Origin of the sequence: Dolichospermum compactum NIES-806 (assembly GCF_002368115.1) — a bacterium.
Classification (GTDB): domain Bacteria; phylum Cyanobacteriota; class Cyanobacteriia; order Cyanobacteriales; family Nostocaceae; genus Dolichospermum; species Dolichospermum compactum.
Window position 1 is genome coordinate 4108507 of record NZ_AP018316.1, and the last position, 16306, is coordinate 4124812.

Sequence of the window (16306 nt, forward strand, 5' to 3'; positions counted from 1 at the left end):
GCCGAAAACGACGCAATTTCGTTCATTCATATCATGGTAAATTAGTGAGCGTGCGTAAGTCCTATTATCTGTTATTTCCTATTTATTTTCACAAAAAAATAGCCATTTGGGAGCGATCGCTTAAAAATTATCTGATAATAAAATTTTAATAAGTGTGAGGTGATTAAATGCGGGCTTTTGTGACTGGTGGTACGGGGTTTATTGGTTCTCATGTAGTGCGATCGCTTTTACAATCAGAATACCAAGTTACAGCTTTAGTCCGTCCTCATAGTAACTTGAGTAATTTACAGGGTTTGGCTGTAGATATTGTCAAAGGTGATTTGAATAACCCGAATATCTGGGAACAGATGCAGGGTTGTCAATATCTGTTTCATGTTGCTGCCCATTATTCCCTGTGGCAAAAAGACCGAGACTTGCTTTATCTTAACAATGTGGAAGGTACACGCAACATCCTGTCTGCAGCCCAAAAAGCGGGGATTGAACGCACAGTTTATACCAGTTCCGTTGCCGCTATTGGTGTAGGTAAATTGGGACAAGTTGTAGATGAAACTTACCAAAGTCCCCTAGAAAAATTAGTGGGGGATTATAAAAAATCTAAATTCCTAGCTGAACAAGTGGCAATATCCGCGGTGAATCAGGGTCAAGATATTGTGATCGTTAATCCTAGTAGTCCAATTGGTCCTTTAGATATTAAACCTACGCCTACAGGGGATATTATTCTGCGGTTTTTGCGGAGAGAAATGCCAGCTTATGTAGATACGGGATTGAATTTTATTGATGTGCGCGATGTCGCCAAGGGACATTTATTAGCATTAGAAAAGGGGAAATCAGGCGATCGCTATATTCTCGGTCATCAAAATCTTAGCCTTAAACAACTCCTAGAACAACTCTCCCAAATCACGACTTTACCTGCACCGCAAACATCTATACCAGCTTGGATACCCCTAACTGTAGCTTGGGTAGACGAAAAAATCCTCGCACCTTTAGGAAAAACCTCGACAGTTCCCATTGATGGAGTCCGCATGGCACAGCAACCAATGTATTATGATGCTTCTAAGGCTATCCGCGAATTAGGTTTACCTCAGTCACCCCTGAATATAGCCCTCAAGGATGCTGTAGATTGGTTTGTGTCTAATAGTTATGTGAATAGGTGACAGGTGACAGAAATTAATTACCAATGACCAATCACCAATGACCAATCACCAATGACCAAATTGAGGAGTGTTAGTTTCATGGCAATTAATTTACAACAAGCAGTAGATATAGGTAAATATTTAGTTACACAACGCTTATTAGGGCGAAAACGCTTTCCCCTCGTATTGATGTTAGAACCCCTGTTCCGGTGTAACCTAGCTTGTACTGGTTGCGGTAAAATCCAGCATCCAGTAGAAATCCTCAAGCAAAATCTTACTCCAGAACAGTGTTTTGCGGCTGTGGAAGAATGCGGCGCACCAGTTGTTTCTATTCCCGGTGGAGAACCTCTCCTACATCCCCAAATAGGTGAAATTGTTGAAGGCTTAATTAAACGCAAGAAATATATTTACTTGTGTACTAATGGTTTATTACTAGAAAAGAGTCTCGATAAGTTTAAACCTTCTCCTTATCTAACCTTTAGCGTCCATTTGGATGGAATGCGAGAATGGCATGATAAATGTGTAGACAGAAAAGGTGTTTTCGATACTGCAATCCAAGCAATTCGCGCCGCTAAAGCTAAAGGTTTTCGTGTCGCTACCAACACGACCATTTTTGAAGGTTGCGATATCCAAGAAATGCAGGAATTTTTTGATTTTCTGGAAACATTGGGTACTGACGGGATGATGATTTCTCCTGGCTACAGTTACGAATGGGCCCCAGATCAAGATCATTTTCTGCAAAAAGAACAAACCCGCGCTTTATTTAGAGAAATTCTCTCACCTTACACATCTGGAAAAAAGAACTGGAACTTCAATCACAATCCTTTATTCTTAGATTTTCTCATTGGTGAAAAAGACTATGAATGCACCCCTTGGGGTAGTCCTAGTTATAGTGTTTTAGGTTGGCAAAAACCTTGTTATCTATTGAATGAAGGTTACTATACAACCTTTCAGGAGTTGTTAGATAAGACTGATTGGAGTCAATACGGTGGCGCTAGTGGTAATCCTAAATGTGCTGATTGTATGGTGCATTGTGGTTATGAACCAACAGCAGCAATGGATGCAATGCAACCGAAAAATATTGCCCGTTCTCTAACCACTGTGTTTGGAAAGTAATAATCTGAAAACTGTCAGAATCAGGATTTTTAAGATTAATGGATGAACAGGATGAAAGAATAATTTACTCACAATAAATCCTGTTTATTCTCAAATCCAATAAATCTTGATTTTGATTGTTTAAGGACAATCATCCAGAGAAGAATTTATTTTGAGTAGGATTAATTTAGAATTATAATATGCGACGTGACTCTATTTTCTATTATTTATTTCAAACATATCCAACCCTGCTGTTTGAATTATTGCCAAATCCCCCCGCAAATGCGGCTAATTATCGCTTCGATTCGGTAGCGGTGAAAGAACCAAAGTTTGAAATTGACGGGGTATTTTTACCACCAGAAACAGAAACTCTAGGAGTTGTTTATTTCTGTGAAGTACAATTTCAAAAAGATGAACGACTGTATGAGCGGTTATTTGGGGAGTTGTTTCTCTATTTTTACAGAAATAGGGAACGTTTTCAAGATTGGCAAGCGGTGTTAATTTATCCAACTCGTAGTACGGAACAAGGGGATATTCACCCCTATCGCGCACTTTTGAGTTCAGAACAAGTCCATCGAGTATATTTGGATGAGTTGGGAGAATTTGAGCAATTACCCCTTGATGTCAGTTTGTTGGTATTGACAACTCTAAAACAAAACAAAGCCCCAGCAGCAGCGCGATATTTAATCAATCGTTGTCAGCAGGAGTTACAAAAACCAACAGCTAGACGTGGCATAATGGAAATAATTACCACGATTATTTCTTATCGGTTTACTCATTTAAGTCGTGTGGAGATAGAAGCAATGTTAGGAATAAGTTTTCAGCAAACTCGCTTGTATGAAGAACTCAGAGAAGAAGCTACCGAATTAGGTATGCAGCAAGGTATGCAGCAAGGTATGCAGCAAGGTATGCAGCAAGGTATGCAGCAAGGTATGCAGCAGGGTATACAGCAAGGTATGCAGCAGGGTATACAGCAGGGTATACAGCAAGGTATGCAGCAAGGGAAACAACAAGGTAAACAGGAGGGAGAAGTAAATCTGATCCTACGGTTGTTATCTAAAAGATTTGGGGAAGTTCCTAGTCAGCTAAAAATGCAAATTGAGAAGTTGTCGCTGGAACAATTGGAAGCTTTAACTGAGGTGTTTTTAGATTTTGCAAGTTTAGATAATTTGGTTATTTGGTTGCAAAATTTAGAAGTTTCTGAGTAGTAAAAGCGCAGGTTTCTTTTTGTAAAGAAATATTAAAATATCTAGGCCAGTAAATAAATGTATGTAACTATTACAACAGTATATCTACTGGCTTTGTCAAAGGTACTATAAAATCTTATAGAATAGTAGCATTAGGTGCTTCTGCCGCAGGAAAAACCGTATTTTTATCTAGTTTATATAAAGAACTATCAACACAAAGTAAAAGTAATAAAATCTCGGAAGTCCTGATTCTGATGGTAAAAATATCCGATAGCGAAGCGTGGCGTAGCCATATCAGGATAAAATAAATGCAAGATTAATCATTTGTACAATTGGAGATAAAAATATGACATCACAACTGTATGAAACTGACTTTTATGCTTGGACTTTAGAACAGGCAAAATTATTAAAGCAAGGACAACTAAATCAACTTGATATTTTAAATTTAATAGAGGAAATTGAATCTTTGGGTAAGCGAGAAAAGCAAGAATTAAGAAACCGACTAAGGATTTTAATTGGACATTTACTAAAGTGGGAATATCAAAGTGATAAACGTAGTAATAGTTGGAAAGCTACAATTAGAGAACAACGTCGTCGCATTAAAGAACTTCTAGAAGAAAACCCCAGTCTGAAATCCTATCTATCGGAAGCAATGATTTTTGCTTACCAAGATGGTGTGGATTTAGCAATTCAGGAAACTAATTTACCTGATACAACTTTTCCTGCTGAAAATCCCTATAGTATTTATCAAATTCTTGATCCTGCTTTTTTAGTTAATCAAGAATAAAGTAAAATGCTGATTTCCTAATCAATTTAATAAGTCTTGATTAGCTTTATAAAGTTCTTAAACTATTGTTAGCATATCAAATATTAAAAGATTCCAATCATCAATTGATTTGGGTAATAAATCATTTTTTTGATTTGGACGCAAATGAACAATTTGATTTCTGAGCTTATACAAATAAGATCCAGAGTTAATATTGTTTTTTTTGGCATATTGATAATTTATAGCTTATTTAAGGAATCCTCTAATTTAGGTTCTAATCTTGTAGTTTCATAAAAATCACTATAAAAATTTTGCAGAGATTTCCCTAGGCAGAAAACGTATTTTTTCTGTCAAAATATCCAAAGCTAGAAAGTGAAACTTTCCTTGATTATTTTGAGATTTAATCTTATCTTTTAATTTATTTAATTTAATAATTAAATATTGAAAATTATGTTCTACTTTTTCATGTTCTTTTTCCATATTACTTCCCATTTCATCCTGCATTGAAATCCATCATCATCTCGTAAGTTGCCACATTAAATCCATGATTTTCAAATAGCTTTTTAGCAAATTCATTTTGTGCTGCAACTTCAAGTATCAATATTTGTGAACCTAACTGTTTTGCCGCATCTACTAATCTTATTTATTAAAAATTTAAAATATCTAAAGATGCTTCTATTTCTAATTCTATTATTCTCGCTTTTATATCTTGATATTCTGCTAATTTTCCCTCTTGCCAATATAAATCTGCGGCTTTATGAAAATCTGCCACTGCTCCTTGTTTGTCGGCAATTTCTAAGAGGGCATTTCCTCGGTTATAATAAGCATTAATATAGTGAGAATTCATTTTCACTACTTGAGTATAATCGGTGATTGCTGCTGCATATTTTCCTAAATCAAAATGAGCATTACCCCGACAATAGTAAGCATCAATATCATCAGAATTAATTTGAATGGCTTGGGTATAGTCAGCAATTGCTCCTTCATAATCTCCTAATTCAACTCGATCATGTCCACGATTTTTATACCCAATAGCATCATCAAAATCAATATTAATTACTTGGTGTGATTTCTGTTGATCATCTAATAGGTAACGAGATATGTGTTTATCTTTTTGTGTATTAATATAATCAGGATTTAGCTTAATTGCTTGATTATAATCTTCAATTGCTCCTTGAGTATCACCAATATGAGAGCGAACATCACCACGATTTTTATAATTAATCGCAATATGGGGATTAATTCTAATTGCTTGGGTATAAGCTTCTATAGCTATTTGATAATTCCCTATTTGATAATGTGTCAAACCTATTTGATGATAAGCTTGAGGATGATTAATATTAATATTGATTGCTTGACTATAGTTAGTAATTGCTGTGTGATACTCGCCTAATTGATAATTAACTAAACCCAGTTTATGATAAATATCAGCATCACTATTATTAAACTGTAAGGCTTGATTATAACTATTAATCGCCGCTGCATACTCCCCTTTTTGGAAATATTCATCACCAAGATTTAAATAAAAAATAGTTAAATCCACAGGTGTAGATTGGGGTTTAATTATTTGACTTTGAGATAAATTAGATGAATAGGAATTTGCGGAAATGGGAAGTTGTTCTAAATAGGAAAATAGACCACCACCATACAATAATTGATTAATCCCAAAGGAAATTTTCCCAGTTTTCAATTTAATCATTTGCGTGGGTAGAAATCCAGCTAAAAAAAGATGATATGCAGATTGCGCTTCATTGACTTCTTCTTGAATCAAAATACAGACAATTACCGCATTTTTTTCCACTTCTTCGGCACTAACTGACCATCTGACCCTATCAATACTACCGTGACGAGATTTGACTTCAACGCCAATGGCAGAATTAGCAGTGAGTGTAAAATCACTTTTACCGTCACCACCAAAGCGTTTTTCATAATCTACTTCCGTAATGAAATTAGCTAATCTTTCCTTAACAACTTCCTCACCTAATTTACCTTTAAGATTATTAATAAAAACGTCACGGACTGGAGAAGTGCGTTTATATTTTTCCGCCATTAACCAGCAAAATTCCCGTAATGCTTTTAATCGCTCACCAGAAATAATAGTTAATTCACTATGTTGACCTTCTATTTGACAATGAAGTAAACAACCAGATATTAACCTTTTCAGAAAGTCAGATTGTAGCGATCGCAGGAGAGTAATCCAATCCATGTATAATATTTCTGCGGTCTTTTTATATAAGGGTTTAACGCTGCTAAACCCTTATAAATCTATATGAATCCGGTTCAAAAACAGCACGAAGGGTGTGTAAAGCTGAAAACGAGAGCGTAACGCATCACCTCTTTGATCATGGTGCTAAGGATTTTTTCTTTCTTCCTTGATTTGGCGTAAGGTTTGGATAAGTTTTTGACTAGATTCAGTAGAGACAGCGGCAGCATCACGACTGGGTGTTGCTGAAGTGATAGGACTAAGAGTATTTACTAATGGAGTCTCAGGAAGACTTTTAGTATTTTCAGTTTCAGGTAATTTTTGAGAATTGGGAGTTACTGAAGGTTTTATTTGAGGTTCTGGTGATGTTTGAGAATTGGGAGTTACCGAAGGTTTTGTTTGAGGTTCAGGTAATTTTTGAGAATTTGGAGTTCCTGAAGGTTTTGTTTGAGGTTCAAATACCTTTTCAGTAGTTGAAGTAGCGGCAGGTTGAATCTTAGAACTCACACCTGTAGCATTGGGATTATTTTGGAACTTTAGTTGGAAAGGATAAGAACTAATTAACTGCTTATCAGCTTGAGGTGGATTGGCGATGAAAAATTCTCTAACCTTAGATTGTAGCTTCGGCGATTCTGCTCCTGCTTGGAACTTAATATCTAAGACCTTGCCATCTGAATCTACAACTAATCTACCCACAACTGTTCCTTCCATCTCAGGTGTATCTGTAGAGATGGTTTCCCGAATTACCCCTTTCTCTTTTATATTGGGGTATTCTTGACGGATATTTTCTCTAAGAGTATTGTAAGAACTCAGTTTAGCCAGTAATTGCTCCGTTCTTTTACCTTTTGATTCCGACTCATTGGTGATGATTTCTGGTGATTTTCCCTGATAATTATCCGTTAGAGCTAATTTTTCCCGATCTTGAGGGACTTTAATGGCATTATTTCCTGATTCCACTGTTTGTGCTACTGAAATACCCGCTGTTGTTGTACTGCCAATATCAATAGCTTCAGCAGATGGATTATTTAGTGGTTCTCCTGGTATTTCATTGCTTTGTCGTAGTTCTGGTAACTTATTAATACCTAGAGGTGCAGTTTCTCGTATTTGCTGATCTAAATTATTGACAAAAGGAGAGGTTGAAGCAGTTGAGGGATTATATGTACTTCTGGCTGGCAATCTAGACATTGCCATTTGTAAATCATTGCGAGTCAATCTTTCAATAGATTGCTTACTGGGTAGATAAGAAAGGTTCAAGTTGGTTGGCGAACTCGGAATAGCTGGTAATACCGACTGACTAGATAATTCCGGTTGTAAAGCGGGATAGCTAGTTAATGGATTGCTCGCATTAACACCTGGTAGTTGTAGCTGTAGAGGTAATTGGGGTTGCTGTAAAGCTACCTGGGATGTACCAGGGGGTTGTGGTAATCGGCTTTGATCAGCAGCGCTCAATTCCATCAATCCGACTGCTTTGGGTGAGTCAGTTTGAGAAGATTGATTAGAGTTAACTGGCATTAATGGGACAATCAAGGCAATAGCACCGTGGATACCAAGGGAGGCTATGGCGGCTATTCCCGTGGGTTGGCTGAATAATTCTGGTATGTTTTTTAGGAGAGATACGTAAGACATACTGTTATGGTTGATTCTGATCGGTGAAAGTTGAATAGAAATTTTATCAACAAAGAATTCAGGGGTTATCCCAATCGTGAAGTTAATATCCCACAGTATCATCTACTGAGAGACGGGGGGAATAATGATACTCAAGGTAAAATTGATTAACTCCTGAAATTTGTGTCTTCTGAATTATTTTTTATCTTTTAGACTATTTTGCCATTGCCAAGACGCATCTTATTCCCATACATAATAACTTCCCCTGGGGATAACTTCAACAGGGGAATTAATGATATCTTCAGTTTTTATGTTCCCGTAATCTCAATAGGACACATAACTTCAGCAATGTCTTTGACACTCTCCGCTAACCCCTAGTGACGATGATGGAGTATATCGCCATCAAAAATCTCCAAATACTATACTCTTCCCTGTTCTTTGACTTCATGAATGAATTTAATTTTATCCAACTACTTATAGAATAATAAATCAAGCAATTTGATACGTAGGAGTATTAAAATGGGACTGAGCGAAAAAATAATGAATTCTAGTCATAAAGACTTAATTGTCCAAGACTGCTGCACGATGATAGATGTACAACTAGCATCTAAGTCAGGCATGAGTGGCATAGCCCTAAAAGCCGCCTTTGCTGCACTGAAGGGAATTCAACCGGCTTATATCTCCAATGTCATTGAGTCCCTTCTGCCAGTTTGCTTAACTGCAATTGATCCCATCTGGAGTGAAGGAGTGCAACAGGGTGAACCAGTGGAGTACCTCACAGCTAATAGTAACAGAACAGCAAATGCACTATTAAGTGTAACCGATGCCAGGGTTAAAAATACGAAACGCCAACTGGTGCGAGGAACTTACGAAAAATTCCGTAATTCAGCAGAAAAACACGTACAAGAAGCAGTACCAGATTTAGCTCAAGTGATTGGTAAGTATGCGAATAATTAGGGCTTGCTGATAGCGTAGCGTGGCGTTAGCAATACTTCTAGCCCTCACAGATAACTTTTTCAGCAAACCCTAATTAGGATTTGCTGAAAAATAGAAGTTAGTCTTTCGTCCTTTAGATGCGCTTCCACGTAGGCTACGGGAGCGCATATCCCTAAAAGCCAATTTGCAGATATCCTGCTTCGTGATATAATTTGTTGTTGATGATATTGAGTTAAAAAGTCCCTAATTCAGGCGAAAATATGACACTTACCTATGGAACAGAGGGATGTCTCCGTATTGGACAACAAGCTCCCGATTTTACAGCAACAAGTGTAGTAGATCAGGAGTTTAAGTCAATTAAATTGTCTGATTATCGTGGTAGATATGTTGTACTGTTGTTCTATCCCTTAGATTTTACCTTTGTTTGTCCAACTGAAGTGACAGCATTTAGCGATCGCTACCCAGAATTTAGCCAACTAAATACAGAAATCTTGGGTATTTCCGTTGATAGTGAATTTTCCCACCTTGCTTGGATTCAAACAGATCGTAAATCTGGTGGAGTCGGTGATATAAATTATCCCCTAGTTTCCGACATCAAAAAGGAAATTAGTGCCGCTTACAACGTTCTTGATCCAAATGCTGGTATTGCTTTGCGTGGTTTATTTATCGTAGATAAAGATGGCATTCTGCAACACTCCACTATTAATAATCTAGCTTTTGGTCGTAATGTAGATGAAACTCTGCGAACATTACAAGCAATTCAGCACGTTCAGTCCCATATTGATGAAGTTTGTCCTGTTAATTGGCAACCTGGGGACAAAACCATGAATCCTGATCCCGTGAAGTCTAAAATTTACTTTGCTGATATCTAGAGAATTGAGAATTTGGTAATTAAACTTTTAATTTTAAATTTCTTATGCTGACTTCAACTGATTTTACTGGCTTATTTAATGAGCGATTTTTCCATAATTTCCTACCCATACCGGCGTTAGATAATTTTAGATTGGGTGTAGGCACACCAGATTTTAAACTATCAGATATTACTAATAATGCTGTAGTTAAGCTATCTGATTTTCGCGGTAAACAACCTGTAATAATTGCCTTTACCAGAATATTTACTGAAAAGCAATATTGTCCATTTTGTTATCCCCATATTCAAGCTTTAAATGATAACTATGAACAGTTTAAAAACCGAGGAATTGAAATTTTATTAATTACCAGCACCGACAAAAAGCAAAGTCAAATAATAGTTCAAGACTTGGGCTTAAAAATGCCATTATTAAGTGATTCCAGTTGCCATACATTTCGTATTTATAAAACTGGACAAGCATTAGGAGCGCCCTTACCAGCACAATTTGTATTAGATAAAGATGGCAAACTGCTCTACAGACATTTATTTTCCTTTTTAGATCATAATGCCAGTATAGAGACACTTCTGGAAAAATATGATTAAATTGGGAACAGTTTAAACTAAAGGTTCTAATCTACCTGTACCCCGATTATATTTATAACTTTTAAGAGTTAAACTTGGATGAGGATTTACACAATATTGTTTACCATCAATCATAATTGTCACTAATTTTTCTCCAGAGGTACAGGAAACATTAGTTAATTCCCAGCTTTTAATTAACTCTACATTGGCATCAAAAGGTTCTAATCTACCTGTACCCCGATTATATTGATAACTTTTAAGAGTTAAACTTGGACGAGGATTTACACAATATTGTTTACCATCAATCATAATTGTCACTAATTTTTCCCCAGAGGTACAGGAAACATTAATTAATTCCCAGCTTTTAATTAACTCTATATTGGCATCAGTGGAAGAGTTAGAAGTTAGTTTTGGCTTTGCTTCTGCTTGAGAATTAGAAGTTGGTTTTGGCTTTTCCTCAACTTGAGAAGTAGATTTTTGAACATAACGCCTATTAAATATTTCTGCGGATTTTTGATAATCTGCAAGTGCATTTTGATAATCACCAGTTATAGTGTAGGCTATGGCGCGGTTAATGTAAGCATTAAAATCATCAGGATCAATAATAATAGCTAGAGTTGACACTTTTATGGCTGCTGGATAGTCTTTTAAGTTGTTAAACACATCTGCCTGAATTGTGTACCCATAACTATTGTGAGGATCAAGGCGAATAGCTTGTTTAGAGGATTCCAAAGCCGCTTGATACTTTCCTAGTTTAACATAAGCCATACCCTGATGGGCATAGGCGGCAGCATAGTTAGGGTTGAGACGAATTGCCCGGTTAAAATCCTCAAGGGCTGCTTGATCATTTTGTAATAATATCTGACTCCAGCCCCGGTTGAGGTAGCCATCTAAGTAGTTAGGATCAAGAACAATAACTTGGTTAAAATCTGTAAGAGCTTCTTGATGCTTGCTTACCCATGTGTATGAATATCCCCTTTTAAAGTATGCTTCTATGTATTTAGGATCAAGCTTAATTGCCTGAGTAAAATCTTCCGCTGCGTCCCGATAATTATATTGATCTAGTTTAGTAATACCCCTGGCATAAAAGTCTCTTGCTGACTGAGGATTGTTTAAACGGGTAGCAGGACTTTCACTAGTAGAACTATTATCCTTCTTGATGGGGGTGTTTTTAATAATTGGCTCACTTGTAGCTAAAAAAGTATTAATAGGAATCCCCGCATTAAATCCTGTTTTTTGTGTTACCACTACTCCCGTTTCTGTTTTATTCTTACCTGAAGTATCAGCTAACCCGTGAATCGCCACAACTCTACCAGCAATATCAAACACAGGACCGCCACTATTACCAGTTATGGTTCTAGCATCGTAAATCAAACCATAGCCATTAATAGCATTACTAGCACGAGAAACAACTATTCCCGTAGTGAAAGCAAAGTCTCTGGCAGATCCAACTTTATCAAATACGGCTGGAAACCCACCAACAAAGACATCTGCACCCTCTACCATTTGATCAGAGTTTCCTAAAGTCGCAATAGGATAATCTTCTGTAGCCACAAAAGTAGCTATAGCTAAATCTGGGTCATTTCTAGTTTGCTGTAATACTTTAATATCTTTGACAGGATAATCTTTACCCGTATTTGTGCGTATAGAATAAGTAGTATCTGTAGCGCAAGTAATTTTTCCTGCCCGGCCTAAATCATCACACACCACATGATTAGCTGTCAGTACAGTATAAGTATTACCTTGTTTAGCAATAATGACTCCTGAACCTCCGGGAGTAAGATCACCCCCTACATTAATTTGGACTGAGGTGCTTTTAGCAATTTGAGCAATCTTTTGGGTACTAACAGTATCAGCAGCAGATGTTGGTAGAGAAATTACAATAGTTGCGATTGCTGTCGTAGTCAAGATGGTATAATTTACCCTGGTAAAATATAAATTCATGTTCTGAGTCTTCTTGTAAATTCTAGTAACTATGTTTTATCTCCCTTGATAATTTCTTGTTCTTCGAGAAAAGCAAGAACATTGTCAATAGGAATAGCCCAACTGAGAGATTCCATTTGCAAATAATCTTCTTCTTTTGGTATAGTCCCATCGGTAAAAGTAAAAGCCTCAATACCTTGAAAAGGATACTTTAATAGCCCATTAATACCAATTAGTTCACCTTGCTGATTTAAGGCAGGTCCCCCACTCATCCCTTGAAAGATATCATTAGTGTTGCCTAATTGATAACCTCCAGGGAGAGTTTTAGTAATCTGCATTTTAATAGTTCCAGGTTTGACTTGAAAAGCTTTAACTCCCCAATTTCGGGTTTCTTCCATTTTAGTGATCTTCTTGCCTTTGAAGACAAAATGCCAAGCCGGAAAACCAGAGGCGTATACTGTTTCTCCCTCAGAAATAGCTTTTGACTTTGGCAATTTTACTACTTGATAATCCTGTGGACTAGTAAATTTCACCAGGGCTAAGTCGAATTTTTTCGTATTCATGCCATTGACTTGTTGTCCCTGGTAAATCTTATCATCAGAAGTCAAAATGCCATAACCATCTTCAGGACTATCAGCAACTACATGATTATTTGTTAATACTGTATAAGTTTGCCCTTCACGTTTAATGACCACCCCTGAGCCAGAACCAGATTGAGTTAAAATCCTGACAGTTACATGATTGGCAATTTTGGCTGCGGTAACATCAACATCAGGATCGGATGTAGCGCCTAACACTACCGGGGTGGAATGGGCATACAACTGAATCACACAAACCGTCGTAATAAATACTAAAAACAACCTGCGAGCTATGGGAGAAAACATGATTAATATTCAAATAATGTGGATTAAATCATGCTTACCAATTGTATATTAGAGAATAGGGAAAAGATCAGAATTTTATCTTTTCCCTAATTACCATTAATTCAGATAACTAGCAACGTGAGTTAATAATTACAAACCAAGGGAGTCATCTCGGACGGCAGGTGTCTTTGCCGGTTGCCGACTAGAGAGATTGCGGTTTTTTGTTAACACATCTTTCAATTTGATCTGTACACGACCTTCTGTTTCACGGACGGAACCCGCGCTAGAACCTACACGACTGATTTGCATGATTTGGGCAAGAACTTGGTCTGCCTTCTTGGCATTTTCTGGCTTCAGCGTAAACAGAGTATTGCGTCCATTACAACCAGTATCATTTGCTGAAACTACGCAAATGACAGTTTTATTCTTAACTCGACCGGTCATCAACACAACATCCTTGAGGCTACCACCACTTTCAGCTACAGCTTGATTTAATTTTGGTGTCACGATTTGGCAACGACCTTGGGGAGTAAATTTCTCACCAAAATACTTTGAAGCTGCTGAGGTCCAGATAATGACAGGGATTGGCTGACCACCGGGTCGCTGACCAACCGTAGCCACGCTACCATCACCCTGGGGGACGCAGGTAAATTTAGTCCCAGTGTTGGCTACCTCCGATGGGTCTACATCTGGCATCGCAATACTGTTGCTATTATCAATTGTATTATCCACTGGTGGTAAGGCTTGAACCGTATATCCCAAACCAACAATGTTAGATAGGGCTAAAGTGGCAACTACAATCGCTGTTTTTAATTGATATTTCATAAGACTCCCTAAATGTTAAAAAGAAGAAGAAATGACGCTTTTCCAGTTCCTGACTGAAGTAAATGTCTAGTTTTCTCTAGACTTTATTAGCAGGATGTTGATAATTACAAACCACCGGGGTTATTTTGAGCAGGAGAGTTTCTTCTGGTTTGCCGGAGTGGGTGATTGGCATTCATGGTTAGCAAATCGTTCAATCTCACCTGGACACGACCTTTTGTTTCCCTAATTACGCCGGCGCTAGAACCCTCACGACTGATTTGCAAGATTTGGGCAAGAATTTGGTCTGCCTTCTTGGCATTCTTGGGGTTGAAGGTAAACAGAGTATTACTGCCATCACAACCAGTGTCATTAATAGAAACTACGCAAATGACGGTTTTACTTCCGACTTGACCGTTCATCAACACAACATCTTTAAGACTACCACCACTTTCAGCTACAGCCTGATTAAATCTTTCTGTCACGATTTGGCAACGGCTTTGAGGAGTAACTTTTTTGCCAAAATACTTGGAACTATCTGAAGTCCAGATAATTACAGGGATTGGTTCTCCACCAGATCGCTGACCAACGGTGGCTAGGTTACCATTTCCGTCAGGTACACAGGTGAATTGAGTTCCTGTATAGGATTCCTCTGATGGATCTACATCTGAATTAACACTATTATCTACCTTTGGGAAAGCTTGAACTGTAGACCCCAAAGCAAAAATACTGGAGAGGGCTAAAGTTGCCGCTATCATCGCTGTTTTCAATTGATGTTTCATAAGACTTCTTAAATGTTAAAAATAGGAGGAGATAAGCTCTTTTGGATCTGACTTACCCATGAACCACAGAGGCACAGAGGTCACGGAGAAATTAGGATTTGAGAGATATTTTGTTTGGTGAGTCCTTGATACAGCAACCTATAAACCCCCTCTTGTCCGAGACGAATTAGGTTTAGGGGAATCTGCTAAAGCTTTGAGGTTACCAGTAGCTTGATTATATTGGTAACGTTTAGCTGTTAAGTCAGGATGGGGCGTAATGCAGTATCGTCTGCTACTCATGATGATGGTGACGACTTCGCTACCAGAGTTACAGGCTATAGGTGTTAGTTCCCATTTTTTTAGCAGCGCTATGTTAGGATCATCGGCTGATAAATCAGCGTTTTGCGAAGTATCTGGTGTTTCTGTCGTTGTGACATCAAACATGGTGTTGTTTTTCGTAGCATTGTTGAAGTTATAACGACCATTATTAGCAATGACATTGCCACCTGGGTTATTACTAGTCCCCAAATCAGGTAAAGCATCATGAATGAGAACAACACCATCCCGATTGTTATTCTGAATTGTATTTTTACGCACTAAGGGTTTAGCAGATTCGGAAATCACTATACCATCTTTGTTTTGAACGATTTGATTTTCTGTTAGGGAGGGTGTGGCAGTATTACCAATGGCTAAACCAAAGCCGTTATTCTGAAATAAATTATTACGAACTTCTCCCTGGCTTGATTTGGTTAGGGAAATCCCGTTGGCACTATTTTGTACAAATCGGTTATTTTCAATTTTAGGATTTCCTGTACCTGTAACAAAAACTCCGTCTCTAGCATTGTTAGTAAAGGTACTGTTTTTGATCGTTGGGTTAGTTGATTCTATCCATACACCTGTACCCCTTTGATTGGTGTTGGTGACGGTTACACCTTCGATTGTGGTATCTTGATTTGTCAGGATAGTAATATTCTGTTTAGCGAAGGTGCGACTGATATAATCACCACCACCGGAAATAACTACTCTCTCACCCCTGCTGGATTCATCACCCCGTAATGTTACGCCTGGTTTGAGTAATATGGGGAATGATTCGTTGCTATAATTACCAGGAGCTAATTGAATAACTGTACCCGGTTTGGCTTGACTGAGGGCAGAAGTAATGCTTTTGTAGGGTTTTGCTGATGTTCCAGCTTCATCAGTATTTAAACCATTAACAGGGTCAACATAAATTACTTGGGCAACGGGAGGCAATTCTGCTTGTACTGGGAATGTGCTAATTAGGGAACTAGATATGGCTAATGTCGTCACGAACCAAGAGGTTTTTGATCTGAACCGATTACTCATAAATAACTCCTTGATTTGATGAGTATATACTTATTTATTACAAATTAAACCATAAATACTAGGATAATCTCAAAGTTATACATATACATTACTTATATACACCTGATCCGGATTATTTGCTAAAATCCCCGTCATTCCGTTGATAATCCCAAAATCCCCGTTTTGAGCAACTCAGGAAATGCTTATGAAACAAAAAAATATAGCAGGTTGCAGGTCAATACTTGTCGGTTAAGCTCAAACAACGAAATTGTGTAGGT

15 protein-coding genes are annotated in these 16306 nt (G+C 37.6%); 7 read left to right on the top strand and 8 right to left on the bottom strand.

The features are described from left to right. Positions 1-167: 167 nt before the first annotated feature. The 4 genes from hpnA to CA730_RS19085 all read left to right on the top strand — a co-directional run bounded on the left by hpnA (position 168) and on the right by CA730_RS19085 (position 4202). On the top strand, positions 168-1154 hold the full coding sequence (hpnA, locus tag CA730_RS19070; protein ID WP_096669684.1) for a hopanoid-associated sugar epimerase: 987 nt from the start codon (positions 168-170) through the stop codon (positions 1152-1154). Between the two features lie 78 nt (positions 1155-1232). After that, positions 1233-2249, top strand: coding sequence for an adenosyl-hopene transferase HpnH (gene hpnH / locus CA730_RS19075; RefSeq protein WP_096669686.1), 1017 nt, complete (start codon positions 1233-1235; stop codon positions 2247-2249). 179 nt (positions 2250-2428) lie between these two features. Further along, positions 2429-3436 carry an Rpn family recombination-promoting nuclease/putative transposase gene (locus CA730_RS19080; RefSeq protein ID WP_096669688.1) on the top strand — a complete coding sequence of 336 codons (1008 nt, stop codon included), beginning with the start codon at positions 2429-2431 and terminating at the stop codon, positions 3434-3436. A gap of 325 nt (positions 3437-3761) precedes the next feature. Further along, positions 3762-4202: a DUF29 domain-containing protein gene (locus CA730_RS19085; RefSeq protein ID WP_096669690.1), complete on the top strand. Its 441-nt coding sequence runs from the start codon at positions 3762-3764 to the stop codon at positions 4200-4202. Between the two features lie 279 nt (positions 4203-4481). On the opposite strand, the gene CA730_RS19095 is transcribed toward CA730_RS19085, so the two are convergent. The 3 genes from CA730_RS19095 to CA730_RS19110 form a co-directional block, all read right to left on the bottom strand. Next, positions 4482-4661 (bottom strand): hypothetical protein, encoded by a 180-nt coding sequence (locus CA730_RS19095; RefSeq protein WP_231939884.1) that lies wholly within the window; start codon positions 4659-4661, stop codon positions 4482-4484. Positions 4662-4827: 166 nt separating this feature from the next. Further along, positions 4828-6387 carry a tetratricopeptide repeat protein gene (locus CA730_RS19105; protein WP_096669694.1) on the bottom strand — a complete coding sequence of 520 codons (1560 nt, stop codon included), beginning with the start codon at positions 6385-6387 and terminating at the stop codon, positions 4828-4830. Between the two features lie 144 nt (positions 6388-6531). Then, positions 6532-8010 (bottom strand): hypothetical protein, encoded by a 1479-nt coding sequence (locus CA730_RS19110; protein ID WP_096669696.1) that lies wholly within the window; start codon positions 8008-8010, stop codon positions 6532-6534. A gap of 498 nt (positions 8011-8508) precedes the next feature. Here CA730_RS19110 and CA730_RS19115 point away from each other — a divergent pair, with 498 nt between their 5' ends. The 3 genes from CA730_RS19115 (at position 8509) to CA730_RS19125 (ending at position 10378) form a co-directional block, all read left to right on the top strand. Further along, entirely contained in the window at positions 8509-8946 is a 438-nt protein-coding gene (locus CA730_RS19115; protein ID WP_096669698.1) for a DUF6918 family protein, read from the top strand. 239 nt (positions 8947-9185) lie between these two features. Then, positions 9186-9797, top strand: a complete 612-nt coding sequence (locus CA730_RS19120) for a peroxiredoxin (protein ID WP_096669700.1) — start codon at positions 9186-9188, stop codon at positions 9795-9797. 44 nt (positions 9798-9841) lie between these two features. Continuing rightward, positions 9842-10378, top strand: a complete 537-nt coding sequence (locus CA730_RS19125; RefSeq protein ID WP_096669702.1) for a peroxiredoxin family protein — start codon at positions 9842-9844, stop codon at positions 10376-10378. 12 nt (positions 10379-10390) lie between these two features. On the opposite strand, the gene CA730_RS19130 is transcribed toward CA730_RS19125, so the two are convergent. The 5 genes from CA730_RS19130 to CA730_RS19150 form a co-directional block, all read right to left on the bottom strand. Next, positions 10391-12265 carry a tetratricopeptide repeat-containing S1 family peptidase gene (locus CA730_RS19130; RefSeq protein WP_231939885.1) on the bottom strand — a complete coding sequence of 625 codons (1875 nt, stop codon included), beginning with the start codon at positions 12263-12265 and terminating at the stop codon, positions 10391-10393. A gap of 65 nt (positions 12266-12330) precedes the next feature. Continuing rightward, positions 12331-13164 carry a S1 family peptidase gene (locus CA730_RS19135; protein ID WP_096669704.1) on the bottom strand — a complete coding sequence of 278 codons (834 nt, stop codon included), beginning with the start codon at positions 13162-13164 and terminating at the stop codon, positions 12331-12333. A 129-nt stretch (positions 13165-13293) separates the two neighbouring features. Beyond that, positions 13294-13968 (bottom strand): COP23 domain-containing protein, encoded by a 675-nt coding sequence (locus tag CA730_RS19140; protein ID WP_096669706.1) that lies wholly within the window; start codon positions 13966-13968, stop codon positions 13294-13296. 104 nt (positions 13969-14072) lie between these two features. After that, positions 14073-14726, bottom strand: coding sequence for a COP23 domain-containing protein (locus tag CA730_RS19145; protein ID WP_096669708.1), 654 nt, complete (start codon positions 14724-14726; stop codon positions 14073-14075). Positions 14727-14864: 138 nt separating this feature from the next. After that, complete coding sequence (locus tag CA730_RS19150; RefSeq protein ID WP_096669710.1) at positions 14865-16049, bottom strand: right-handed parallel beta-helix repeat-containing protein; 1185 nt, start codon at positions 16047-16049, stop codon at positions 14865-14867. Positions 16050-16306: the final 257 nt, after the last annotated feature.

Coding starts and splice junctions, on each gene's coding strand:
- hpnA (WP_096669684.1), top strand. CDS start 168: ATGCGGGCTTTTGTGACTGGTGGTACGGGGTTTATTGGTTCTCATGTA.
- hpnH (WP_096669686.1), top strand. CDS start 1,233: ATGGCAATTAATTTACAACAAGCAGTAGATATAGGTAAATATTTAGTT.
- CA730_RS19080 (WP_096669688.1), top strand. CDS start 2,429: ATGCGACGTGACTCTATTTTCTATTATTTATTTCAAACATATCCAACC.
- CA730_RS19085 (WP_096669690.1), top strand. CDS start 3,762: ATGACATCACAACTGTATGAAACTGACTTTTATGCTTGGACTTTAGAA.
- CA730_RS19095 (WP_231939884.1), bottom strand. CDS start 4,661: ATGGAAAAAGAACATGAAAAAGTAGAACATAATTTTCAATATTTAATT.
- CA730_RS19105 (WP_096669694.1), bottom strand. CDS start 6,387: ATGGATTGGATTACTCTCCTGCGATCGCTACAATCTGACTTTCTGAAA.
- CA730_RS19110 (WP_096669696.1), bottom strand. CDS start 8,010: ATGTCTTACGTATCTCTCCTAAAAAACATACCAGAATTATTCAGCCAA.
- CA730_RS19115 (WP_096669698.1), top strand. CDS start 8,509: ATGGGACTGAGCGAAAAAATAATGAATTCTAGTCATAAAGACTTAATT.
- CA730_RS19120 (WP_096669700.1), top strand. CDS start 9,186: ATGACACTTACCTATGGAACAGAGGGATGTCTCCGTATTGGACAACAA.
- CA730_RS19125 (WP_096669702.1), top strand. CDS start 9,842: ATGCTGACTTCAACTGATTTTACTGGCTTATTTAATGAGCGATTTTTC.
- CA730_RS19135 (WP_096669704.1), bottom strand. CDS start 13,164: ATGTTTTCTCCCATAGCTCGCAGGTTGTTTTTAGTATTTATTACGACG.
- CA730_RS19140 (WP_096669706.1), bottom strand. CDS start 13,968: ATGAAATATCAATTAAAAACAGCGATTGTAGTTGCCACTTTAGCCCTA.
- CA730_RS19145 (WP_096669708.1), bottom strand. CDS start 14,726: ATGAAACATCAATTGAAAACAGCGATGATAGCGGCAACTTTAGCCCTC.
- CA730_RS19150 (WP_096669710.1), bottom strand. CDS start 16,049: ATGAGTAATCGGTTCAGATCAAAAACCTCTTGGTTCGTGACGACATTA.